Raw genomic sequence first — 24,490 nt, 5'->3', positions numbered from 1 at the left:
CGCCGGCGCGCCGCTCCTTTCTTGATCGGCTGAATCGCTCGTGAAGATCATTGCTGTAGTTTCGGCCAAGGGCGGCGTGGGCAAGACCACGTTGTCGGCCAACCTGGCCGAAGCGCTTGCCGTTGCCGGCGAGAATGTACTTGCCGTCGACCTGGATCCGCAGAATGCCCTGCGCCTGCACTTCGGCATGCCGCCACAGGAGGTCGCGGGCCATGCGCGGGCGACCCTGGCTGGCGAAGCCTGGCAGCAGAGCATGTACAAAGGCCGTTCGCGCGTGCTGGTGGTGCCGTTCGGCGCGCTGAACGAGGCGGACCGCTCCGCGTTTGAAGCGCACCTGGCCACCCACCCGGGCTGGCTGCGCACCGAGCTTGCCGCGCTGGGCCTGGGTCGCGATGACGTGGTCGTGATCGATACGCCGCCCGGTCCGTCGCCTTACATGCGACAGGTGCTGTCGTGTGCGCGGCTGTGCGTGATGGTGTCGCTGCCGGATGCGGCGTCCTACGCCACGCTGCCCCTGATGGAAGACCTGATCCGCACCTATTGCGAGGGCCGGCCGGATTTCCTGGGCCACGTGCTGGTGATCAACCAGGTCGACGTGAGCCGCCAGCTCGGCAAGGACGTGGTGCAGGTGCTGCGCGCCCAGCTCGGCGAGCGCGTGCTGGGCGTGATCCACCAGGACCAGGCCGTGGCCGAGGCGCTTGCCTACGATCGCAGCGTGCTTGAATACAACCCTCACAGCCAGGCCACGCACGACCTGCAGCGCTGCGCTGCGTGGATACGGAAAGCGTTGGCCGCCCACGGAGAAGCCGCGTGAAGCCAGCCAAGGCAATAGCCACTGCCGCGCCCAAGAGCGCGCGGGCCAAAGGCAAGGACCAGAACCAGGACCAGGACAAGCCCAACGGGCTGTCGTCCCTATTGCAGCGGTTCGGCACGACTTTCGTCGAGCTTCCCTTGTGGGACAGTGCCCCTGCGCGGTGGCTTGCGCTGCTGTGCGGCCTGGCCATGTTTGCGCTGGTGGTCACCGTGCCGCTGGATTTCTGGCAGCAGGTCGGGTTTGCCGCGGTGTGCTTCGCGCTGGCGGTGTGGCTGAACAAGGTCAAGGGGCACCTTGCCACCCTGATGATGGTGGTGCTGTCGATCGCGGCTTCCAGCCGCTATATGTACTGGCGGCTGACCGAAACCGTGGGGCTGGGTGGCTGGTTCGACGCCGCCTTCGGCATCGGCCTGGTGCTGGCCGAGCTTTACGCTTTCGTGGTGCTGATGCTGGGCTACTTCCAGACCGCCTGGCCGCTCAAGCGCCGCCCGGTTCCGATGCCTGCGGACGTCGCCAGCTGGCCCACCGTGGATATCTTCATCCCCACCTACAACGAACCGCTGTCGGTGGTGAAGCCGACGGTGTTCGCCGCCATGTCGCTGGACTGGCCGCGAGACAAGATCAACGTCTACGTGCTGGACGACGGACGGCGCGATGAATTCCGCGAATTTTGCGAGAAGGTCGGCGTCACCCACATCACGCGCAACCACAACCGCCACGCCAAGGCCGGCAATATCAACGAAGCGCTCAAGAGCACGCACGGCGAGTATGTGGCGATCTTCGATTGCGACCACATTCCCACGCGGTCCTTCCTGCAGATCTGCATGGGCTGGTTCATCAAGGACCGCAAGTTGGCCATGCTGCAGACGCCGCACTATTTCTTCTCGCCCGATCCGTTCGAGAAGAACCTGCACACCTTCCAGGAGGTGCCTAACGAGGGCGAGCTGTTCTATGGCCTGGTGCAGGACGGCAACGACTTGTGGGACGCCACCTTCTTCTGCGGTTCGTGCGCCATCATCCGCCGCGCGCCGCTGCTGGAAGTGGGCGGCATCGCAGTGGAAACCGTGACCGAGGACGCCCACACCGCGCTCAAGCTGCACCGCAAGGGCTACGGTACCGCCTACCTGGCGATCCCTCAGGCCGCGGGGCTGGCCACGGAGAGCCTGTCCGGGCACGTGGGCCAGCGCATCCGCTGGGCGCGCGGGATGGCGCAGATCTGCCGGGTCGACAATCCGCTGTTCGGGCCCGGGCTGTCGCTGCCGCAGCGGCTGTGCTACCTGAACGCCATGCTGCACTTCTTCTACGGCCTGCCGCGGCTGGTGTTCCTGACCGCGCCGCTGGCCTACCTGCTGTTCGGCGCCCACGTGATCCAGGCCTCGGCGCTGACCATCGCGATCTTTGCGCTGCCCCACCTGTTGCACGCGAACATGACCAACTCGCGCATCCAGGGCAAGTTCCGGCATTCGTTCTGGAACGAGGTCTACGAATCCGTGCTGGCCTGGTACATCATGCGTCCCGTGCTGGTGGCCTTCGTCAACCCCGCGGCCGGCAAGTTCAACGTGACGCCGAAGGGCGGGGTGATCGAGGAAGCCTACTTCGACTGGGTGATATCACGGCCCTACCTGGTGCTGCTGCTGTTCAACCTGCTGGGCGTGGTGGTGGGTTTCCTGCGGCTGTTCCTGTGGAATCAGTTCGAGGCCACCACGGTCGTGCTCAACCTGATCTGGACGTTCTACAACCTGATCATCCTTGGTGCCYCCATCGCTGTCGCCAGCGAGACGCGCCAGATCCGCGTGGCGCACCGGGTTGCGATGAAGCTGCCCGCCACGCTCCATTTCGCCGATGGCCGCGCGCTGGTGTGCGAAACCATCGACTTTGCCGAAGGCGGCATCGGCATGCGGCTGCCGCCGGGCATGAAGGCCACCGTGGGCGAGCCGGTGCAGATATCGCTTTACCTGCAGGACGACGAACACATATTCCCCGCCAAGGTGGTGTTCCAGGGCGAGACGCACACTGGCCTGGAACTGGCGGAGATGAGTCCGCGCGAGGAACTGGCCTTCGTGCAATGCACCTTCGCGCGTGCCGACGCGTGGATCGATTCCTGGGGCCGCAAGCGTGTGGATGCGCCGGGGCTGGCCGCCGGCCAGATCCTGCGCATCGGCCTGCTCGGTTTCCATAATGTGATGTTCCACCTGGGCCGAGAAATGCGCCGCCTGCTGCGGCGGCCCGAACCTGGCGCCTCCGCAAACTGATTGGCCTGAGCGGCCCACGTGCCGCTTCCCCGCCCCATGGGGAGCGGCGATCTGACCACGCACCGGACCACTGGCAAGAAAGAAGAGAATGCGTTTGACCAAGACACCACGCCTGCCCGCACGCTTGTCCACAAGGCCACCCGCGCGCTTGCCAGCATTGACCCGCCTGGGTGCGCTGCTCGCGCTCGCCATGCTGACGGTCAACCCGRCTGGCGCCCAGCGCGCCGGCGTGCCCGATGCCACACGTGACGCCGTAGCGGCGCAGGCGCCTGCCGCCAGCGCCGCGCAGGCCGCCACGGGCGCGCCCCGCAGCGGCGCGCGCACCCTCCAGCTCACGCTCAAGCAACTGGGCGCCACCGCGCCCTTCCAGTTGCGCGGCGTGGACGCCATCAATGGCGTGCCGTTCTCGGTCCGCGCCGACGAGATCGTGACCTCGGCCCGGCTCAAGTTGCGATACACCTATTCGCCCGCGCTGATACCGGCGCTGTCGCATATCAACGTGATGGTCAACGGCGAGGTCGCCGGTACCGTACCGGTGCCCAAGGAGACCGCTGGCACCAGCCTGGAGCGCGAGGTGCCGATCGATCCGCGGCTGATCTCCGAGTTCAACCGCCTCAACCTGCAACTGATCGGCCACTACACCACCGACTGCGAGGATCCTTTCCACTCCAGCCTGTGGGCCACCGTCGGCAATAGCAGCGTGCTGGAACTCACGCTGACGCCGCTGGCACTGGCCAACGAGCTGTCGCTGCTGCCGCTGCCGTTCTTCGATCGCCGCGACGTCGGCCGCCTCAGGCTGCCCTTCGTATTCGCCGGCGCGCCGTCGCTGGCCACGCTGGAAGCGGCGGGAACCGTCTCGTCGTGGTTCGGCGCGCTGGCCGGCTATCGCGGCGCATCGTTTGCCGCCACGCTGAACCAGGTGCCGGCCAAAGGCAATGCGGTGGTGTTCGCTACCAACGAGGAAAAGCCAGCGGGCGTGCAGGTGCCCGCCATCAACGGGCCGTCGATCGCGGTGGTGCCCAATCCGGGCGATGCCAACGCCAAGCTGCTGCTGGTGATGGGGCGCGACAGCGCCGAGTTGAAGACCGCGGCGCGAGCGCTCACGCTCGGCGCCCGCGCGCTGTCGGGGCAGAGTGCCACCATCAACAAGCTCGAAGACGTGGCGCCGCGCGTGCCCTACGACGCGCCGAACTGGATCCGCAGCGACCGGCCGGTGCGTTTCGGCGAACTCGCCGAAGTGCGCGACCTCAACGTCTCGGGCTACAACCCCGACCTTGTGCGCGTGAATTTCCGCCTGCCGCCCGACCTGTTCGGCTGGCGCACCAAGGGCATCCCGATCGACCTGAAGTACCGCTATACGCCGCGCCCGGTGGTGGATAAGTCCACGCTCAATATCAACGTCAGCAACCAGTTCCTGCGTGCCTAWCCGCTACGCTCGGTGAAGAACCAGGATGGCCGCGCCAGCCAGTTGCTGGCCAAGGTGCTGCCGGATGGCTCGGTGCCGGTCAGCGAACACATCGACCTGCCGCTGTTCATGCTGCCCGCGCACTCGCAGTTGCAGTTCCACTTCTATTACGACTATCTCAAGCAGGGTGCCTGCAAGGACGTGCTGCTCGACAACGTCAAGGGCGCCATCGATCCGGATTCGACCCTCAACATCTCCGGACTGCCGCACTTTATCGCGCTGCCCGACCTGGCGGTGTTCGGCAACAGCGGCTTCCCGTTCACGCGGATGGCCGATCTGTCCGAGACCGCGGTGATTCTGCCGGACAATCCGGCCGCCGAGGACTATTCGACCTATCTCACGCTGATGGGGCGCATGGGTGAGTCCACCGGCTATCCCGCTACCGGCGTGGCCGTGAGCGTAGCGGCGCAGGTCGACAAGCAGTCCGCGCGCGATCTGCTGGTGATCGGCACCACGCAGAGCCAGCCGCTGTTCACGCAGTGGGCCGAGCGCATGCCGGTGTCGCTGGGGGGCAATGAAAAGCGCTTCTCGCTGACGGATATTGTCTCGACCGTAGCAGGCTGGTGGAACGGCGCGGACGGCACGCGCAACCGTTCGCTGGAAGCACGGATGTCGATCAGCAGCGCCAGCACCGACGCCGCGCTCAGCGCCTTCGAGTCGCCGCTGGCGTCCGGGCGCAGCGTGGTCGCGGTCACCAGCAACGCGCCGCAAGGCTTGCTGGCGATGACGGAGGTACTGCTCGATCCCGACCAGGTCGCCAACGTGCAGGGCAGCCTGGCCCTGGTGCGCGGCAAGGAGATCGACAGCCTGGCGGCCCAGCAGAACTACTACGTGGGCAAGCTGCCGCCCTGGACCTATGTGCAGTGGTGGCTCTCGCAGCGGCCCCTGGCCATGGTGCTGATGATCGGCGGGTCCGCGCTGCTGCTGGCCGCCTTGCTCTTCCTGTCGCTGCGGGCACGCGCGGCCCGCCGCAAGCGGGGAGAAGACAAGTGAGCGTGAACCAACTGCGCGTGAATCAACCGCGCCGCCGCTGGCTGGCTGGCCTGCCCGGGCTGGGCGCGCTGGCGGCACTGGGCGGCTGGCCCGCGCTTGCAGGGGCGGCGACGCCCAGGCCTGCCGCGCCCGCCGCCTGCGCCTGGCCGCTATACCAGCAGTTCCTGTCGCGGTTCGTGCAGGCCGATGGGCGCGTGGTCGATCCTTCCACCAAGGAGCAGCAAAGCACCTCCGAGGGCCAGTCCTACGGCATGGTGTTCGCGCTGGTGGCCAACGACCGCGCCACCTTCGACCGGCTCTGGCAGTGGAGCATTGCCAACCTGGGCGCGGGCAGCCTGCAGGACAAGCTGCCCGCCTGGCAATGGGGCCACCGCGCCGACGGCTCGTGGGGCGTGATCGATGCCAATCCGGCCTCCGACGCCGACCTGTGGTTCGCCTTCGCCCTGCTCGAGGCTGCCCGCTTGTGGCGCCAGCCGCGCTATGCCGAATCGGCGCGCGCRCTGCTCAAGCTGGCGGCGCAGCACGAAGTCGTGTCGCTGCCGGGCTTCGGCACCATGCTGTTGCCGGGGCCGCAGGGCTTCGCACAAGGCAAGGCCGATGGCCCGCGCCAATGGCGCCTCAATGCCAGCTACCTGCCCGTCCCGCTGCTGCGCCGCCTGGCCGCCGCGGAGCCGGCCGGCCCCTGGGGCACGCTGGCCACGCAGACTGGCAGGCTGGTTGAGGCGGTGGCCCGGCAGGGCATCGTGCCGGACTGGTCGGCCTATCGCAGCGACAATGCCGGCAGCGGTTTTGTTGCCGACCCCGACAAGGGCGACGTCAGCAGCTACGATGCCATCCGTGTCTATCTCTGGGCCGGCATGACGCCGCGCGGCGACGCCGCCGGGCGCGTGCTGATGAAGGCGCTGGCGCCGCAGGCGCAGCGCATGGCCGGGCGCGCCGCGCCGCCCGAGCGCATGCACGCCGACAGCGGCGTGCTGGAAGGCGAAGGGCCGACAGGTTTCTCCGCCGCGCTGGTGCCTTTCCTGCAGGCCGCGGGATCGCCGGCCGCAGCGGTGCAACGCACGCGCGCCGAGTCGATGCTCGATGCCGCGCAAGGCAAGCCCGCCGCCATGTATTACGACACCGTATTGGGATTATTTGGCCTCGGCTTTGCCGAAGGCCGCTTCCGGTTCGCGCCTTCGGGGCAACTGGAGCTGGAGTGGGAGAAGACATGTCGAACCGCAAGCGCCCGGCCATGACCGGAGGCGCGACCGCATCCAGGGCGACGCACGGACTGGCAAATTCCGGCGACGCCGCGCGGGCCAGGGGCCTGCGCGCCAAGACGCTGGTGCTGAGCCTGCTGACGGTATTTGCCGCGGCAGCCACCGCGCAGGAGGACCCGGTCAAGCTGCTGGTGGACCAGGGCAAGTACTGGCAGGAACGTGGGCGCAGCGATCGCGCCGCCGAAGCATGGCAGAAAATCCTGCGGCTTAACCCGAACCAGCCCGAAGCCCTGTACGGCATGGGTGTGGCCGAAACCGAAGCGGGCCGCGCCGACGGTGCGCGCACCTACCTTGAGCGCCTGAAGAAGGCGCAGCCCAACTCACCGCTGGTGGCGCGCCTGACGCAGGTGATCAGCAGCGGCGGCGAGACCAGGCAGGTCGAGCAGGCGCGCCAGCTGGCGCGCAGCGGCCAAAGCGAGGAAGCGGTCAAGCGCTACCAGCAGGCCGCGGGCGGCGCGGTACCGCAAGGCAACCTGGCGCTGGAGTACTACCAGACGCTGGGCGGCACCGCGCAAGGCTGGGAAGAGGCGCGCAAGGGCCTCGAGCAACTGGCGCGCGCCAATCCTTCCGACAACCGTGCCCAGCTCGCGCTGGCGCAACACCTGACCTATCGCGAATCCACCCGGCGCGACGGTATCCGCCAGCTTGAAGCGCTCTCGAAGAGCAGCGACGTAGCGGCCGCGGCCAGCGAGAGCTGGCGCCGGGCACTGACCTGGCTGGGCGGCCGCCCGGCCGACGCGCCGATGTACCAGGCATGGCTGGCAAGCCATCCCGATGATGCCACCATCCGCGCCAAGCTCGATGCGATCAAGGGTCAGCAGCAACAGCAGCAGGCCACGCAGGTCGCCGGCGCCGCCAGCAACCCGGTGCGCCAGATCGTGCAGCAGGGCTTCGACGCGATGGATGCCGGCGACCTCGAGCGCGCCGGCGAACGCTTCCAGGCCGCGCTGGCCCAACACCCCGGCGACGCCGATGCCCTCGGCGGCATGGGCGTGCTGCGGCTCAAGCAGGAGAAGTTCGCCGAGGCCGTGGACTTTCTCGACCAGGCTGCCAAGCATGGCGCGGGCGGGCGCTACCGCAGCGCGCAGAACAGCGCCACGTACTGGCTGCTGTCCGAACAGGCAAGCGCCGCGCGCAGCGCGGGCAATCGCGTCGAGGCACGCAGCCTGCTGGAGCGCGCGATCAGGCTCGACCCGCGCGAGCCTTCGGCGCAGGTGGCGCTGGCCGAYGTGATGGCCGAGGAGGGCCAGTACGCCCAGGCCGAAGCGGCTTACCGGCGGGTGCTCAAGCAACAGCCCGACAATCCCGATGCCACGCGCGGCCTGATCGGCGTGCTGGCGGCGCAGAACAAGAGCGCCGAAGCGCTCGCCATCGTGCAGAACCTGACGCCGGCCCAGCAGGACAAGGTTGGCTCGCTGGGCAAGCTGCGCGCGGAAGAAGCGCGCGGCCAGGCGCGCGCCGCGCTGCAGCGCGGCGATACCGCCGGCGCCCGCCGCGCGCTGGAAGATGCCATGGCGGCCGATCCCACCAACCCGTGGGTACGGCTGGACGTGGCGCGCGCCTATGCCGCGATGGGTTTGAAGGAGCAGGCGCGCAGCGTCATGGACGGCTTGCTGCTGTCCAATCCCAATATGCCTGACGCGCTGTACGCCAGCGCGCTGCTGTCCGCCGAAACCGGCGACTGGCAAAGCGGGCTGGACGCGCTGGAGCGTATTCCCCCGCAGAACCGCACCCGTGACATGGGCACCCTGCAGCGTCGCCTGTGGGTGCACGCCGAAGCCGACCGCGCCAGCGGACTCGCCGCCGCCGGCCAGCAAGCCGCCGCGCTTGGCGTGCTGCAACAGACCGAGCGCTACGCCCAGCAGGACGCAGACCAGCTTGGCGCGCTGGCGCTGGCCTACGCCGATGCCGGCGACGAGGCGCGCGCGCTGTCGCTGATGCGCAACGTGATGAGCCGCACGGTGCGCCCGGATGTCGGCATGCAACTGCAGTACGCGGCCATCCTGCTCAAGACCAAACAGGACGTGGAACTGGCCGGCGTGCTGCGCCAGCTCGCCAACGCCAGCATGAGCGCATCGCAGCGCCGCGACTACGACGACCTGCGCGTGGCCTATATCGTGCGGCAGGCCGACGCGCTGACCGAGAGCGGCGACCTGGTGGCCGCCTACGACATGCTGGCGCCGGCGCTGTCCGAGCGTCCGGGCAACGGCGCCGTGCGTGCCAGCCTGGCGCGCATGTACGCCCAGGCCGGCGAGAACAAGAAGGCACTGACGCTGTACGAGAGCGTGCTGGAGAAGGATCCGCGCAACCTCGACCTGATGCTGGCGGCCATCGGCACCGCCACCGCCGCCAAGGAATACAGCTGGGCCGAAGGCACGCTGCAGATGGCGCTGGCGCAGGCGCCCAACTCGCCCAAGGTGCTGACCGCCGCCGGGCGGCTCTACCGCGCCGAGGGCAAGACCTCGCGCGCGGCGGACTATTTCCGCGCGGCGGTGGCCGCCGAGAACGCGCTGGGCACTTCGAGCGGCTCCGCACGCCCGGGTGGCGCGGGCTTTGACCGCGTGCCGTCCAACCCGTTTGTCGGATTGCCCGGCCAGCGCGATAGCTCGCAGTTGCCGCCGCCCGGCTCGCAAGCGCCCTATCCGGTTGTGCCAGGCCCCAGCCGTGCCGTGGCGGCGCCCCAGCCCGCGATGATCCCGGCGCCGGTGATGATGAATGCAGGCGGGCAGCCCTCGCAGCCCTATATCCCGGCGCCGGTGTCCGCCGGCGGGCAGCCGATGGCTCCCGTGATCCAGCAGCCGCAAGCCTACTATCCGCAGCAGGCGCCCGCCCCGGCGCAGGCCCCCTCCAGCACCGCCGGCACGCGTGGCAAGAGCACGCGCGGCAGCACCAAGGCGGCTAACCAGGCCACGCAGCCCAATCAAGGCTATGCCGCTTACCCGGCGCCGGCCCCGGCCTATCCGGCCTATCCGGCCTATCCGGGCAACGCGCAGGCCGCCCAGCAGCCCGGCGTACCGTATCCGGCCCCGCAGGCTGCGGCGGCTCCCCAGTATCCAGGGGCGCAATACGCGGCGCCGGCCGGCGGCTACGCGGCGGCACCCGTGCCCGCCGCGCCAGCGCGCCAGCCGATCGGCGCGCAGTCTCGCGCGCCCTGGCTGGCCGATGCCGACTCGCAGGCGAATCCGGTGGGGCCCAAGACCGCGCAAGAAGAACTGCGCGAGATCGAGGCGCAGCGCAGCAGCACCTTTGCTGGCGGCCCCACGCTGCGTGGACGCAACGGCGACTCTGGCATGAGCCAGCTCACCGAAATGCAGGTGGTGGCAGAAGCCAAGATGGCCGCCGGCAATGGCAAGCTGGTGGCACGGGTGACGCCGGTCGCGCTCGACGCCGGCTCGGTGGGCGGCGACTACAACAGCGCCTCGCGATTTGGCGGCGGTCCGCTGGCCTTCCCGGTGGGAGGGGCGCCGGTCAACCTGAATGGCACGCCGTTGCAGTCCACTTCGCCAGGCTCGCAGAACGCTTTTGGGGTGGCGCTCGGTGTGGCCTACGAGTCGGACAATTTCAAGGCCGATATCGGCAGCACGCCACTGGGCTTCCGCTATACCGACGTTAACGCCGGCGCTCGCCTCAACCTGCCGGTGACGCAGCGCACCACGCTGTCGCTGGGCGCGTCGCGCCGGCCCGTGACGGACAGCCTGCTGTCCTACGCGGGCGTCAGCGACGATCGCGTCGGCCTGCAGTGGGGTGGCGTGATGAACAGCGGCGGCCGCGTCGACCTTGGTTGGGACGATGGCCTCTTCGGCCTCTACGGCTATGGCGGCTACGGCGTGCTGACCGGGCACAACGTCATGCGCAACAACCGCTGGGAAGGGGGCGGTGGCTTCTACCTGCGCTTGATCGACAACGCCGAGCAGCGGCTGATGAGCGGCGTCAACTTCACCTCGATGGGCTACTCGGACAACCTGCGCTACTTCACGTTTGGGCAGGGCGGTTATTTCAGCCCGCAGACGTACTTCGCCGTGACGGTGCCGCTCTCGCTGGCGGGCCGCAGCGGGCGGCTGGCCTACAATGTGCGCGGCGGGCTCGGCATGCAGGCCTTCCGCGAGGATGATTCGAACTATTTCCCGACCGATGCCGGCGCCCAGTCGGCCGCCAATGCCGCGGCGGCGACGGCCTTCAAGGCCGGCCTGACCAGCTCGACCAAGGCGGTATATCCGGGCCAGTCCAAGACTGGCGTGGCCTACAATCTGGTTGGCTCGGTGGAGTACCAGGCGGCCCAGCAGCTGTTTGTGGGTGGCCTGGTCGGGCTCGACAACGCGCGTGACTACAGCCAGTGGTATGCCGGCGTCTACGTGCGCTATTCGCTGCAACGCCAGACCGGCCAGATCGCGTTCCCGCCGGTAGCGCCGCAATCGGCGATTGGCCCGGTGCCGTTTTGAATGGGCACGGGACCATACGGAGGAGCCGGGCGCGCGACGATCCATCAATCAAGTGAGAGCGCAGCAAACAGGCTGTGGAAGGAAGTTCATCATGGGTGAAGCAAAACGACGGGGCAGCCAGGCAGAGCGTGCCGAGCAGGCACGCACACGGCTTGAGGGCCTGCGGCCCGCGCAACTGGTGTGCGGCTCGTGTAAGACGGCGTTCAGCACCTTCGATGCGATCGATGCGCCTAACCTGCGTGGCATCGATGCGGTGTTTGGCGGGCAGTGTCCCAATTGCGGGAACGATGTGCTCGTGTTCAAGGGCGAGCCCAATGCCGTGGCCGATGCGATGGTGGCGTGGGAGAGGATGATGGGGGCGGATACCAAGCTTGGGTATCAGTCGCGGGACGGCAAGCACGTGCCATTCAACGAGGGGAAGGAGTAGGCGCAGCGCCGCCGCAAGGCAAGTAAAGGGAAGCGGCGGCAAAGTAAAGGCGCTTGCATTGACCTGCCGCGCCCGGGTGCTGGCGCCCACGCGGACCATCGCCGACATCCGTTTTCCGAAGCGCCGCGGGCGGCGGGGCAAGTCAATCGGGGTGATGCCGTGCTTCGCGACGCTGTGCAAGCCGTGCCGCGGCCCTGGCCTCAGTCCTCGTCCCCTTCCCCCAATAGCGCATCCGGCCCCATCTCGAACCGCCCGCGCCCCGCGGCCTTGGCACGATAGAGCAGCGTATCGGCCTGCCGCATCAGCTCCTGGTCCGGCATCGGCGCCCCCTGATAGAGCGCCACCCCGATACTCACGTCGACATCCGCGAACACGCCGTCGATAAAGAACCGCCGGCCAACCGAATGCACGATGGCCTGGGCGATGCGCCGCGCGTTGGCGGCAGCGCCGATATCCTCCAGCACCACGGCGAACTCGTCTCCGCCCAGGCGTGCCACGGTGTCGCGTTCGCGGACGCAGCGCAGCAGCCGCCGCCCGAAGGCCTGCAACAGCAGGTCGCCGGTGATATGGCCGTGGAAATCATTGACGGCCTTGAAGCGGTCCATGTCCAGGTAAAGCAGCGCCATCAGCCGGCCATCTTCACGGCTGCGCGCCATGGCCGCCTGCAACAGCGACTCGAAGGCGCCGCGATTGAGCAATTGGGTCAGGTGATCCAGCCGGGAGATGCGCGATAGCCGCATGGTCTCCAGCTTGCGCTGGGTCACGTCCTGCACATGCACGTGCACGCCCATCACCTGGCTGCGGTCGGCGCTCCATTCGGGGCGGAAATTGGTTTCCATGCAGCGGTACTCGGGATCGCTTTCCTCCACCTCGAACGTTACCGAGGTACCGGACAAGGCATTTTGCAGGAACGGCCGGACGCGCGCATAGCGGGTTTCGCCGATCACCTCGCGCACGGTCATGCCGCGCAGCGTTTGCACCGGAATGCCAAAGGTCCGCTCATAGGCCAGGTTGTTGAAGACATAGCGTTCGTCGGGCCCGACAAAGGCCAGCAGCGCGGGCAGGGTATCGGTGACCGCGCGCAGCTGGCGCTCGCTCAGGTCGAGCTGTTCGCGCCGCTCGCGCACGTCTTGCATCAACTGCCCGAAGGCGCGCGCGAGATCGCCGATCTCGTCGTTCTGCAGTGCCGGCAGCCGTTCGTAGGCGGCAAGGTCACGGGCGCTGTCGCGTACCACCTGGTGCAGGCGCGTGAGCGGCGCCAGCAGGTGCCGCAGGGTCAGCCAGATCAGTAGCGCCACCACCGCCAGCGCCAGCAAGGCCAGCCCGAGGAAGCGCGCCTGCATGGCATGCAGCGGGGCGAAGGCCTCGCGCGCGGGCAGCACCGCCACCAGCTCCCATCCCGTGCTCTCCATCAGGTAGCGGGAAATCAGCGGCCTGAAAGGCGAGAGAAACTCGATAGCGCTGCTGCGATCATAGACGCCACAGGTGTCGCCCAGCGCGCGTGCCGGTTGCGCTGTCATGCCCGGATCCGGGTGCCGCACGTAGACCGGCATGCGCCCGGCCGATACCAGGCAATAGAAGCCGGTGGTGCCAAGCCGGTTGTGCGTGATTTCCACCAGGAAGTTGGCGCTCGACAGGTCGAGCCAGCCCCCCAGCAGGCCGACGAATTCACCTTGCGGGGAGACGATCGGCACGGCCACCAGCACCCCGGTCGCGCCATTGATGCGGGCGCGGATGGGCGGCGTGATCACCGGCTCCAGGGTGCGCGCGGCCTCGCGGAAGTAGTCGCGGTCGCCGACGTTCACTGGCACGCCGTCGTGGGCCAGGATGCGGCCCTGGGCATCGGCCACCATGAACGAATTGAAGGTGCCCGGAACGGGAATCCGCCGCTCCAGCAGGCGGCGCAGCTCGTTGCCGGGGCGCCCGAGCTCCCCGGCGAGCTGCGGGGCCACGTGGGATAGCAGGGTGATGCGGTCTTCCATCGCGGTGTCGAGCTGGTTTGAGGCGAGCTTGACGATGGAGTCCTGCTGGTCCTGCAACGCGGCGCGCAGGTCGTCGTGCGCATAATAGAGCGAAGCCAGCACGATGCCGGTACCAAGTACGGCGGCGAACGCCGTGGAAATCAGCGCGAGACGCGCCTTCAGGGAAAGCGAAACTTGGGGCATGCGAGCCGGCGGTGTCGGGGAATGGCGCGTGCCTTCTGGCCGGCCGGCCCGCGTAGCTGCCGGAGTCGGGCTCCGGCAGGCTTGCGGGCCCGCCAACCCTACCACAAGCGCCTGCCCCGCGCGAGTCCGGATGGGCGCGCGGGGCGTGCCGCGCGAGTGCGTGTGGCGCCGCACGTTACTCCGGGATGCCGGGGGTGGGCGAGCCGTTGACGTCACGGTATAGTGGCTCGAAGCCCTGCGACGGCAGGGTGAGGCCGTCGAGGGCTCCCATCCGCTCCCCCTGTTCATGAAACTGCCCTCACTTTCGCCCGTCTTGCTATCCCTGCTGGTTGCCGCTACCGGCGCCCTGGCCACGGGCGGCGCCTGGTACGGCATGCGCACGCTGGAGGACCGGGTAGTGCGCGACGATTTCGATGCGTTGTTCTCGCCGGTCTTTACGGCCTTGCAACGGCGCCTGCAGGAGAACGAGCAATTGCTGCGCGGGACCGCGGGGCTGTTCGCCGCCGATCCCGTCGCCACGCGCGAGCAATGGCGCAACTACCTGTACACCACGCAACTGGAYGAGCTGCCGCCCGGCACGCAATCGATCGGCTATGCGCGCCTGACCCCTCCCAGGGAGCTCGACTGGCTGGTCGAGACGATACGTCACCAGGGCCAGCCAGGCTTCGAGGTCTACCCGCTGGGCCCGCGCGACGTGTACGCGCCGGTTGTCTATGTCGAGCCCTTCGCCGGGCGCAACACGCGGGCGCTTGGCTTCGACATCCTCTCGGACCCCGTGCGCCGGGCCGCCGCCGAGGCTGCCCGCAACAGCGGCGAGGTGCGCCTGACCACCGGCGTGGAACTCGTGCACGAGAACGAAACGCAGACGCCGCAACGCGGCGCGGTGCTCTACCTGCCGGTGTACGGCAGCGGCTTGCCGCTGAACACGCCGGTCCAGCGCCAGCTGGCCGTGACCGGCTACGTCTATACGTCCTTGCGCCTGGAGGATTTGTTGCGCAGCGTCGGCTTGCCCGCCGCCGGCACCTTGTCGCTGACGCTCTATGACGGGCGCGACACCCGGCCCGGCGCGCTGCTGGCCGGCGACGCGGAGCCCGTGGCGGCGGCCGCGCCGGCGCCGGAGCAGCAGGCAGAGCGCGAATTGACATTCGGCGGCCGGATCTGGACCCTGCGTGCCGCCCCCCTGCCAGCCTTCGAGACGGCGCATCGCCCGCGGCGCTCCCGGCTGACGCTGGCGGGCGGCTTGGCGGCGACGCTGATGGCGGCGTGGCTGGTCCTGGTGCTGGCCCGGCAGCGGGACAGGGCGTGGCGGCTCGCGGCGCGGGCCCGCCAGGGCCGGCAGGCGGACGCCGCATTGCAGCGCGCGGGCCTGGCCAGTGCCACCGATGCCTTCCTGGTGTGCGATGCCGATGGCCAGGTCCAGATCGCCAGTGCCGCTGCCACGACATTGTTCGGCAAGGCGGCGGACCAGTTCGCCGGTACGCCCATTGCCACCTTGCTCCCTGACGCCGCCATGCTGCCCGCGCCGGACGGGCGGCGCGAGACCCGCGCCCGCAAGGCCGATGGCACGGTCTTTCCCGTGCGCGTAGCGGTGACGTCAGTGCCCGCCGCCGGTCCCGGCCGCGTGATGTGGGTGGTGACCGACCTGAGCGCCATCCGCCGCGCCGAACTGGCTGCCGCCGAGCAGGCCGAGCGCAGCGCACGCGTGCTTGACCACACGGCGCTTAGCGTCATTACCTTCGACCGCGACGGCCTGGTGACGGGCATCAACCGCGCCGCCCAGCGCATGCTGTGGTACCAGGCCGGCGAGGTGGCCGGGCACATGCGCTTTCTCGATCTTCTCGACCCCCGGGAGGTCGCGGTGCGCGCTGCCGCGCTGACGAACGAGCTGAGCGAGCCGGTCGCCGCAGGCTTGCCTGCCGTGGTCGGCAAGGCGCGCCTTGGGCTGGCCGATGAACAAGAGTGGACCTATGTCCGCAAGGGCGGCTCGCGCTTGCCGGTGCAGCTGACGCTGAGCGCCCTGCCCGAGGCGCGCGCCCCAGGCGCCTCGGACGATACGCCGGCGGCTGCCGTAGCCGGCGGCGCTGTCATCGCGGGGCTGAACGCCGGCGGTTATCTCGCTATCGCGCATGACCTGACGGAGCGCAAGCGTGCCGACGAATATATCCGGCACCTGGCGCATCACGACGCCCTCACGGGTTTGCCCAACCGTGCCCAGCTCCATGCACGCACGGAGCTGGTGCTGCAGCGCGCATTGCGCAAGGGGGAGCGCATCGCGCTCCTGCTGCTCGATCTCGACCAGTTCAAGCGCATCAACGAATCGCTCGGCCACCACATCGGCGACGAGGTCCTGCGCATCGTCGCCGACCGCCTCAAGGCCGCCGTGCGCCACGCCGACCTCGTCGCGCGCATGGGCGGCGACGAGTTCGTGGTGGTGCTCGACCCGGTGAGCCAGGACAGCGAGGCCGAGCTGGTCGCCGCCAAGATCCTGGCGCGCTTGTCGGAAGACCTGCAACTGGGCAACCAGCGGCTGCGTGTGACGCCTTCGATCGGCATGGTGATCTGTCCGGATGACGGCGACAACCTTGCAGACCTCCTCAAGAACGCCGATGCCGCCATGTACGCAGCCAAGCGTGGCGGTGGCGCGCAACTCAGCCGCTTCTCCAGCGAAATGGCGGAGGCGTCGATGGCGCGTTTCACCATCGAGGGGCTGCTGCGGCGCGCGCTGGCCGCGCAAGCCTTCAGGCTGCGCTACCAGCCCATCGTCGATGCCGCCAGCTTGCGCATCCTCGGCGTGGAGGCGCTGATTCATTGGGACACGCCCGAGCGCGGCGTGATCCCGCCGGCCGAGTTCATCCCCATCGCCGAAGAGAGCGGCCTGATCATGCCGCTGGGCGAATGGATCCTGGCCACGGCCTGCCGCGAGATCCAGCAGTTGCGCACCAGCCTCGGGCTGGACCTGGAGGTGGCGGTGAATATCTCGCCGCTGCAACTGCGGCAGGCCGGGTTTCCCGCCATGGTCACGCAATGCCTGGCGGCGGCCGGCCTGCCGGCCGCGAGCCTGACCATCGAGGTCACCGAGGGCATCCTGATCGAGGGTGGCAGCAAGACCATCGATACCTTCGAGCGCGTGCGCGCGCTCGGCGTGGGCTTGTCGATCGATGATTTCGGCACCGGCTATTCGGGCCTGAACTACCTCACGCGGCTGCCGATCGACAAGCTCAAGATCGACAAATCCTTTGTCGACGACGTGGCCCATGATGAACATCACCAGGCGGTGGCGTCCGCCATCATCACCCTCGGGCACCAGCTGAATCTGCAGGTGGTGGCCGAAGGCGTGGAGTCGCCGGCGCAGTTCGCCTTCCTGCGCGACCGGGGCTGCGACGCGGTACAGGGCTACCTGTTCTGGCAGCCGGTGCCGCTCGCCGGCCTGATGGAGATCTGCGCGGCGGGTGGGAAAGCGACGATGCACGCCAAGGTGCAAGCTGTGCCGACAGGCCACTGACCCCAAAATCCGCCAATACCCTTATCGGGATTCTTTGCCCGGCTGCCACACGCCTGGCATCCGGTTTCCCTATGCTGCCCGCTGTTACCAAAGCGCAGAGGGTTGTTCATGCAAGCAGGTGAGTCCGTGCCGGAGCGCGCGTTCCTGGCGATCGAAGGGGTAGGCAAGCGTTTCGGCGGGGCAGGCGGTTTCCAGGCACTGGATGGTGTTTCGCTGTCGGTGCCGCAAGGCGAGCTGTTGTGCCTGCTCGGCCCGTCGGGTTGCGGCAAGACCACTTTGCTGCGGATCGTCGCCGGGCTGGAGCGTGAAGACGGTGGGCGCATCCACGCCGGCGGGCGGGAGCTGACCGGCTTGCCGCCGCAAGCGCGCGACTACGGCATCCTGTTCCAGTCCTATGCGCTGTTTCCCAACCTGTCCGTGGCGCAGAACGTAGCCTACGGCCTGCAGGGCCGCGGCATGGGGCGCGCGCATCGCGAGGCACGCGTCGGTGAAATGCTGGCGCTGGTGGGGCTGGCCGGCAGCGAGCGCAAGTTTCCCGGGCAGCTCTCCGGCGGCCAGCAGCAGCGCGTGGCGCTGGCGCGCGCGCTGGCGCCGGCGCCCTCGCTGCTGCTGCTCGATGAGCCGATGTCGGCGCTCGACGCACGCGTGCGCGAGCACCTGCGGCTGGAACTGCGCCAGTTGCAGCGCCGCCTGAACATCACCACCGTGATGGTCACGCACGACCAGGAAGAAGCCATGGCGATGGCGGACCGCATCGCCGTGATGGAGGGCGGGCGCATCGCCCAGGTCGGCACGCCCGGCGAAATCTACGAGCGCCCGGCGTCGCCTTTCGTCGCTGAATTTATCGGGCAGGCCAACTGGCTGGCGGGACGGCTCAGCGGGCGCGACACCTTCAGCGTGGGCGAGCTTGAGCTGGCGGTTTCTCCGGCCCGCGCCGGCGAGGTCGCCGATGGCGCCGTTCGCCTGTGCTGCCGGCCGGAAGCGGTCCGGCTGCACCCTGCCGACGGCGAGCCTAACCGCTTGCTGGCGCGCATCGTTGACCAGACCTACCTGGGCAGCCGTTACCGCCTGATGCTGGAGGCCGATCGCCTGCCGGGCATCACGCTGTTCGCCGACGTACTGCGCGAGGAACGCCACCTGCTGCCGGCGCAGGGCAGCCACAAGTTCTGGGTGTCGCTGCCGAGCCAGGCGCTGCAGGTGTTCGCATGACGCGCGCGTTGCCCGTGGCCGCCGCCAAAGCGAACGATGCTGCCACCATCGCCAGCCGCGCGCGCGGCGCCGGCAGCCTGGCGGACCGCATCGCCCACGGCGCGCCCGCCGCGATGAAATGGCTCTGGCTGGCAGCGCTGGCCGTGGCGCTGGCGCTTCCGCTGCTGGCGCTGTTCGGACAAGCCTGGTTCGACGAGGCCGGGCACTGGGCCCTTCCCGCGCGCATGGCGGAGCTTGCAGCCAATCCCAATTTCGTACCGCTGCTGGGGCGCAGTCTCGCCGTCTCCCTGACCGTGGCCGCTCTGGTGGTGCCGCTGGCCTTCGGCTTTGCCTATGCGCTGCAGCGTTCGCGTATCGCCTTCAAGCCGCTGTGGCGCGGCATCGCACTGCTGCCGTTGTTTGCGCCCTCGCTGCTGCCGGGCATCGCGCTGGTCTACCTGTTCGGCAACCAGGGCATTTTCAAAGGCGCGTTTGGCGCGGGCGGCATCTATGGCTTCTGGGGCATCGTGCTGGGCGAGGCCTTCTACACCTTTCCGCACGCGCTGATGGTGCTGATCGCGGCGCTCTCGCTGGCAGACGCGCGCCTGTACGAGGCCGCGCGCGCGATGGGCGCTTCGCCGTGGCGGACGTTCCTGACGGTGACGCTGCCAGGGGCCCGCCACGGGCTGTTTGGCGCGGCCTGCCTGGTACTGACGCTGGTAGTGACGGATTTTGGTGTGCCCAAGGTGGTGGGCGGCGGCTACCCGGTGCTGGCGCTGGAAGCCTACAAGGCGGTAGTAGGCCAGCAGCAGTTCGCGCGCGGCGCGCTGATCGGCATGCTGCTGCTGTTGCCGGCCTTGCTGACCTTCGGTGTGGATATCGCCATGCAGCGCCGCCAGCGCGCGCAGATGTCGAGCCGCGCGCAGGTCTATGTGCCTGGCCGTGACCCGCTGCGCGACGCCTGCTGCACGCTCGTGGTGATCGTGACCGGGRCGCTCCTGCTGACTGTGCTGGCCGCGGCGGTGGGCGCTTCGCTGGTCAAGCTGTGGCCGTACAACCTGCAGCTGACGCTGGCGCACTACGACTTCGACAATATGGACGGCGGCGGCTGGCTGGCCTACCGCAACAGCCTGCGCCTGGCCGCGCTCACCGCGCTGGCGGGCACGCTGGCGATTTTCTTCGGCGCCTGGCTGACCGAACGCACGCGCGGGCCGGCCTGGCTGCATGGCGTGCTGCGGGCAGGCTTTGTGCTGCCGATGGCGGTGCCCGGCCTGGTCCTCGGGCTGGGCTATGTGTTCTTCTTCAACGCGCCGTCCAATCCGCTGCACACGCTGTACGGCACCATGACGCTGCTGGTGATCTGCAACGTGGCGCACTTCTACACCACGGGCCATCTCACTGCCGCCGCCGCGCTGCGCCAGCTCGATGCGGAGTTCGAAGCCGCGGCACTCTCGCTCGGCGTGGCGCCGCTGGTCACCTGCTGGCGCGTGACGGTGCCGATTTGCCTGCCGGCACTGATCGATATCTTCCGCTACCTCTTTGTCTCGGCGATGACCACGGTGTCCGCCGTGGTCTTCCTCTACAGCCCGGATACCGTGCTGGCCGCCATTTCTGTGCTGAACATGGACGATGCCGGCGACACCGCGCCGGCGGCGGCCATGTCCACGCTGATCCTGCTGACCTCCGCGCTGGCCTGCCTGCTGCTGATGGGCGCCGCGCGCGGCTGGCTGCGGCGCACCCAAGCCTGGCGCGCGCCGCAAGGCTGAGACCTGCCAACCCTGTTTGCCCGACACCAAGACACGCATCCCAAGGAGAAACCATGCCTCACCTGTTCCGCACCGCCACCGCTGTGGCCGCCTTCTCGCTGCTGGCCGGCGCCGCCCATGCCAGCACCGTGCTGACGGTCTACACGGCGCTCGAAGCCGACCAGATTGCCGCCTACAAGGCTGCCTTCGAAAAAGCCAATCCCGAGATCGAGATCAAGTGGGTGCGCGATTCCACCGGCATCGTGACCGCCAAGCTGCTGGCCGAGAAGGCCGCGCCGCGCGCCGATGCGGTGTGGGGCCTGGCGGGCTCCAGCCTCGCCATCCTCGACAAGGAAGGCATGCTGCAGCCCTACGCGCCCAAGAACCTGGCCGCGGTGGATGCGCAATACCGCAGCGCCGCCAACCCGCCGGCATGGGTCGGCATGGACGTATGGGGCGCGGCGATCTGCTTCAACACGATCGAGGCACAGAAGCAGGGCTTGCCCAAGCCCACGTCGTGGGCCGACCTGACCAAGCCGGTATACGCGGGCAAGATCGTCATGCCGCACCCGGCGTCGTCGGGCACCGGCTACCTGGATGTCAGCGCCTGGCTGCAGATGATGGGCGAGCAGAAGGGCTGGTCCTACATGGACGCCCTGCACAAGAACATCGGCCTGTATACGCACTCCGGCTCCAAGCCCTGCAAGATGGCCGCCCAGGGCGAGTTCCCGATCGGCATCGCGTTTGAATACCGCGCCATGAAGTCCAAGAAGGAAGGCGCGCCGATCGATATCGTGCTGCCCGCCGAAGGACTGGGCTGGGACATCGAGGCCACCGCGATCATCAAGGGCACCAGGAACCTGGACGCCGCGCGCAAGCTCGCCGACTTCTCCGCCTCGTCCGAGGCCATGGCGCTGTACGAGAAGAATTTCGCGGTCCTGGCCATTCCGGGCATCGCCAAACCGGATCCGCTGCTGCCGGCCGACTACGAGAAGCGCCTGATCAAGAACGACTTCAACTGGGCCAGCGCCAATCGCGATCGCATCCTCGCCGAATGGAGCAAGCGCTACGAAGGCAAGGCAGAGAAGAAGTAAGCCAGCAAGAGCGGTCAGTCAGCAGGCCCGGTGCGGCCGGTGCAACCGCGCGCCGGCCTCGCCGGGCCGTCTTCATTGACGCGAAGCATGTTGCCTCACGCAGAAACGGGTACGTTATGCATCGCATGCAGCATTGCGGCGAAGCGATCCTGCATGGGGCGATTTTGCGGGGGGGACGTGTACGGGGGAAACGCGATCGGAGAAGCCAGTACGGGCTCGCGCCGACACCGGGCTGTGGCGGCGCCAGGGGGGCGGCCAATATCGTTGGCCGGCCTCCGGGGCAATCAGCTGTGGGAGATTTCCGAAGGATTGTTGCGGGAGTRCAGCCGGCGGTGGAGATCGTCGACGTGGGCGCGGCTGCTTTGCAGCTCTTCCCGGCCACGCTCCGTGATCAGGTAGACGCGGCCAATGCCGTCGCGCAGGACGCTCTCGAGATAGCCTTCCATCTGCAAGGCACGCAGCAAGGGGCGGACGGTGCCGATGTCGACCTGGAAGCCGTACTCCATCAGCATCTCGGCCAGCATGGCCACGGTGGCCGGCACCTCGACGGCAAATTGGAGGACGTAGATGCGGGCTAGCAAGCCAAGGAACTGTCGTTTCATGACGCTGCAAACGCGGCATCTCCCGTTGCGGTTGACGTTGATTTATAGTTGTGAACCGTGCGCCGCAAAAAAAGAAGCCGCCACGTGAGTGGCGGCTTGTCGGGAATGCGTCGGAGGGGTCAATTAACTCTGGCGCAGATCAGATTTTAAAATAACTAAATACGACTTGTCACGTACCACATGTGGGCGTCCCCTCATCAGTAGGGTATGAACGTTGCAATCTTACATGTGAGAGCCTTGTGCGGCACTTTTTTTGCCTGTTTCCAGTGCCTTGCCGTGGCGCCTGTTTCAGGCAGGGAGATGTCCGAAACCAGCTTGCGGCCACTTCGGCTGCGGGGTTTAATCCGTGCACACCATCCTCGATGCCCTCACATGAAACCCGCAGACCTGATTCGCCTGCTTAGCCTTGCCGCCATCTGGGGCGCCAGTTTCCTGTTCCTGCGGATCGGGGCGCCGGTGCTCGGCCCGCTGACCGCGGCCTTCCTGCGTGTACTGATCGGCGCAATCACCCTTGCGGTCTGCCTGGCCCTTATGCGCGTGCGCTGGGATATGCGGGGCAAGTTGCGGCAGGTCATGGCGCTGGGCGTGATCAACTCCGGCATCCCCTTCGTCATGTACTCGTTCGCGGCACTCTGGCTGCCGGCGGGCTACTCGGCAGTGTTCAATGCGATGACGCCGCTGATGGGTGTCCTGATCGGCGCACKGTGCTTTGGCGAACGCCTGACGCTACCCAAGGCCGGCGGGGTCGTCCTCGGTGTGGCCGGCGTCGCGGTGCTGACCCGCACCGGTCCGGTGGCGTTTTCGCCGCAGGTGATGCTCGGCGCCGCCGCCTGCCTGGTGGCTACCGCCTGCTATGGCCTGGCCGGCTTCCTTGCGCGGCGCTGGATCACCGCGCAAGGCGGGCTGGACAGCCGCCTGGTGGCGACTGGCAGCATGTTTGGCGCGAGCCTGTTCCTGCTGCCGTTCTGCGCGATCGCGCTGGCGCGCGAAAACACGTTGCCGGCTGCCGGGCCGGGTGTATGGCTGGCGATGCTCGGAGTGGGGATGCTTTGCACGGCCATCGCCTACATCCTGTACTACCGCCTGATCGCCGACCTCGGACCGGTACGCTCGCTGACGGTCACCTTCCTGATCCCGCCGTTCGGCATCGTCTGGGGCGCCATTTTCCTTGGCGAGCAGTTGTCATGGGCGCATGTGGCGGGCGGGGCGCTGATCGGGCTGGCCGTCTGGCTGGTGCTGCGGCCCACCGCCCCGGTCGCGGCCGGGGGCACGGCAGTGCCGGGGCCGGGCCGGTCCTGAGGACTGCGGGCCGTGCCATAAGGCCGCCGGCTAGCGGAAGCGGTAGGTCACCGCGCCCATGCCGGTCCATTGCTGACGCCGCTCGGTGATAGGGCTGCTGGCCGCATCGCCCTGCAACCGTGCAAATGTCACCGAGCCCAGCGCGGACCAGTTGCGCGAGATTTCATAGCTGACGATGCCATTCGCATGCCATTCGCGCAGGCCAGCCCCCACGGCATGCGTGGGCAAGCCGGAGCGTGCGCTCTGGTCCGCCGTGACACCGAAGAAAGTCTGCATGTACTTGCTGTTGGTCCACGTCAGTCCCGGCCCCAAAGTGAATAGCCACTTACCCGCGGGCAGGCTGAACAGTATGTCGCCGTTTGCGATCAGGCCTTGTCCCTGGCCAGCGATATCCTGCGCGACATCCGCCGAGAAGGTCACGAACGACACCTGTGCCTGCGCAAATGCCCGCGCCCGCACGGTCATGTTGACGTCGCCCAGGCCGTTCAGCCGGCTGTCGTCCTTGCTCTTGCGCCAGGTCGGGTCGAGCTGGAAATCCGCGCCAACCTGCCAGATGTCGTTGTTGACGGCGTAGATCCCTAGGAAATCGAAACCGCGCGAGAAGAAGCGGCCTTTGTAGTCGATGTCCTGGTAGATGATCGGGTAGATGAGCGAGTCGCGGGCACCGGGGAATTTCGGTGCGACGTAGATGCCGGGGCCGGCGGAGATTTTCCAGTTGCTGGTGGTGGTAGCGGTGGAAGCCGGTACGTCGGGCATTTCGGGCGCGGCCCATGCGGCTGTGGTGCCCAGGTAAAGGGCGAGAGCCAGGAGGGCGTGGCGGGGCGCCGGGTAGGTGGGCATGGGGGGCGCGGGGTAGCGGTTTGTGGGCCGCGCTGCGCGCGGGGGGCAGGGGGATTTTAGCTGGATGTGGTGGGGGTGGCGTGGCGGGGGGATCGTGTTGGTTTTTTGCTGGGGTATTGGGACTTGGGACTGCCTTAACTTCAACTTCAAAGGCTTAAAGTCAAAGCAGTTTCACCACCCCTGCGGGGCGGCGACCTACTTTCTTGTCTTGCCAAGAAAGTAGGCAAAGAAGGCGCGCCGGATGGGGCGACCCCCTCCTCGTCGGCAGACAAAAAGAGCGGCCGGGGGCCAAACTCGCATCGCCTTAAGGCGATACTCAAACATGGCCCCCTCTTTTCCGCTCTTTTTGCCTGCCGACGAGGCGCCCCATACGGCCTGGTACACCTTGACGGCTCGCTTCGCA

Annotated in this window: 15 protein-coding genes; 11 read left to right on the top strand and 4 right to left on the bottom strand. The window is 68.0% G+C overall.

Going from position 1 to position 24,490, the window contains the following annotated elements; translation table 11 throughout:
* The first annotated feature begins 40 nt into the window (after positions 1–40).
* From bcsQ to AC1DKD_RS19755, 6 genes are all read left to right on the top strand, one after another.
* Entirely contained in the window at positions 41–814 is a 774-nt protein-coding gene (bcsQ, locus tag AC1DKD_RS19780) for a cellulose biosynthesis protein BcsQ (protein ID WP_035867614.1), read from the top strand.
* On the top strand, positions 811–3,066 hold the full coding sequence (bcsA, locus tag AC1DKD_RS19775; protein ID WP_477143605.1) for a UDP-forming cellulose synthase catalytic subunit: 2,256 nt from the start codon (positions 811–813) through the stop codon (positions 3,064–3,066). Before bcsQ ends, bcsA begins: the two co-directional genes overlap by 4 nt.
* 88 nt (positions 3,067–3,154) lie before the next feature.
* Positions 3,155–5,524 (top strand): cellulose biosynthesis cyclic di-GMP-binding regulatory protein BcsB, encoded by a 2,370-nt coding sequence (gene bcsB, locus AC1DKD_RS19770; protein ID WP_477143604.1) that lies wholly within the window; start codon positions 3,155–3,157, stop codon positions 5,522–5,524.
* Positions 5,525–5,535: 11 nt separating this feature from the next.
* Positions 5,536–6,762, top strand: coding sequence for a cellulose synthase complex periplasmic endoglucanase BcsZ (bcsZ, locus tag AC1DKD_RS19765; RefSeq protein ID WP_477101872.1), 1,227 nt, complete (start codon positions 5,536–5,538; stop codon positions 6,760–6,762).
* Entirely contained in the window at positions 6,735–11,225 is a 4,491-nt protein-coding gene (locus AC1DKD_RS19760) for a cellulose biosynthesis protein BcsC (RefSeq protein WP_477111969.1), read from the top strand. Before bcsZ ends, AC1DKD_RS19760 begins: the two co-directional genes overlap by 28 nt.
* Before the next feature lie 91 nt (positions 11,226–11,316).
* Positions 11,317–11,652, top strand: a complete 336-nt coding sequence (locus tag AC1DKD_RS19755; protein ID WP_035859003.1) for a hypothetical protein — start codon at positions 11,317–11,319, stop codon at positions 11,650–11,652.
* 200 nt (positions 11,653–11,852) lie between these two features.
* Here the strand turns inward: AC1DKD_RS19755 and AC1DKD_RS19750 are convergent, their stop codons facing one another.
* Positions 11,853–13,817, bottom strand: a complete 1,965-nt coding sequence (locus tag AC1DKD_RS19750; RefSeq protein ID WP_441637494.1) for a sensor domain-containing diguanylate cyclase — start codon at positions 13,815–13,817, stop codon at positions 11,853–11,855.
* A 286-nt stretch (positions 13,818–14,103) separates the two neighbouring features.
* Between AC1DKD_RS19750 and AC1DKD_RS19745 the strand changes: the two genes are divergently transcribed.
* From AC1DKD_RS19745 to AC1DKD_RS19730, 4 genes are all read left to right on the top strand, one after another.
* Positions 14,104–17,319 carry a bifunctional diguanylate cyclase/phosphodiesterase gene (locus AC1DKD_RS19745; protein ID WP_477111968.1) on the top strand — a complete coding sequence of 1,072 codons (3,216 nt, stop codon included), beginning with the start codon at positions 14,104–14,106 and terminating at the stop codon, positions 17,317–17,319.
* 108 nt (positions 17,320–17,427) lie between these two features.
* Positions 17,428–18,528 carry a putative 2-aminoethylphosphonate ABC transporter ATP-binding protein gene (locus AC1DKD_RS19740; RefSeq protein ID WP_441637130.1) on the top strand — a complete coding sequence of 367 codons (1,101 nt, stop codon included), beginning with the start codon at positions 17,428–17,430 and terminating at the stop codon, positions 18,526–18,528.
* A complete protein-coding gene (locus tag AC1DKD_RS19735; protein ID WP_477143603.1) occupies positions 18,525–20,273 on the top strand; it encodes a putative 2-aminoethylphosphonate ABC transporter permease subunit in 1,749 nt (582 codons plus the stop codon). The genes AC1DKD_RS19740 and AC1DKD_RS19735 overlap by 4 nt, the downstream gene beginning before the upstream one ends.
* Before the next feature lie 53 nt (positions 20,274–20,326).
* Complete coding sequence (locus AC1DKD_RS19730) at positions 20,327–21,346, top strand: putative 2-aminoethylphosphonate ABC transporter substrate-binding protein (RefSeq protein ID WP_441637126.1); 1,020 nt, start codon at positions 20,327–20,329, stop codon at positions 21,344–21,346.
* A gap of 284 nt (positions 21,347–21,630) precedes the next feature.
* On the opposite strand, the gene AC1DKD_RS19725 is transcribed toward AC1DKD_RS19730, so the two are convergent.
* Positions 21,631–21,948: a PadR family transcriptional regulator gene (locus tag AC1DKD_RS19725; RefSeq protein WP_477143602.1), complete on the bottom strand. Its 318-nt coding sequence runs from the start codon at positions 21,946–21,948 to the stop codon at positions 21,631–21,633.
* Positions 21,949–22,320: 372 nt separating this feature from the next.
* Here AC1DKD_RS19725 and AC1DKD_RS19720 point away from each other — a divergent pair, with 372 nt between their 5' ends.
* Positions 22,321–23,247, top strand: coding sequence for a DMT family transporter (locus tag AC1DKD_RS19720; RefSeq protein ID WP_477143601.1), 927 nt, complete (start codon positions 22,321–22,323; stop codon positions 23,245–23,247).
* A 30-nt stretch (positions 23,248–23,277) separates the two neighbouring features.
* Here AC1DKD_RS19720 and AC1DKD_RS19715 read toward each other — a convergent pair whose 3' ends face one another.
* Positions 23,278–24,087 (bottom strand): MipA/OmpV family protein, encoded by an 810-nt coding sequence (locus AC1DKD_RS19715; RefSeq protein ID WP_441637123.1) that lies wholly within the window; start codon positions 24,085–24,087, stop codon positions 23,278–23,280.
* A 195-nt stretch (positions 24,088–24,282) separates the two neighbouring features.
* A partial coding sequence (locus AC1DKD_RS19710) for a hypothetical protein (RefSeq protein ID WP_477111967.1) occupies positions 24,283–24,490 on the bottom strand: 208 nt, incomplete at its 5' end.

Source organism: Cupriavidus sp. 05T313 (assembly GCF_056396665.1).
This window is presented reverse-complemented; position numbering and strand designations above follow the sequence as displayed.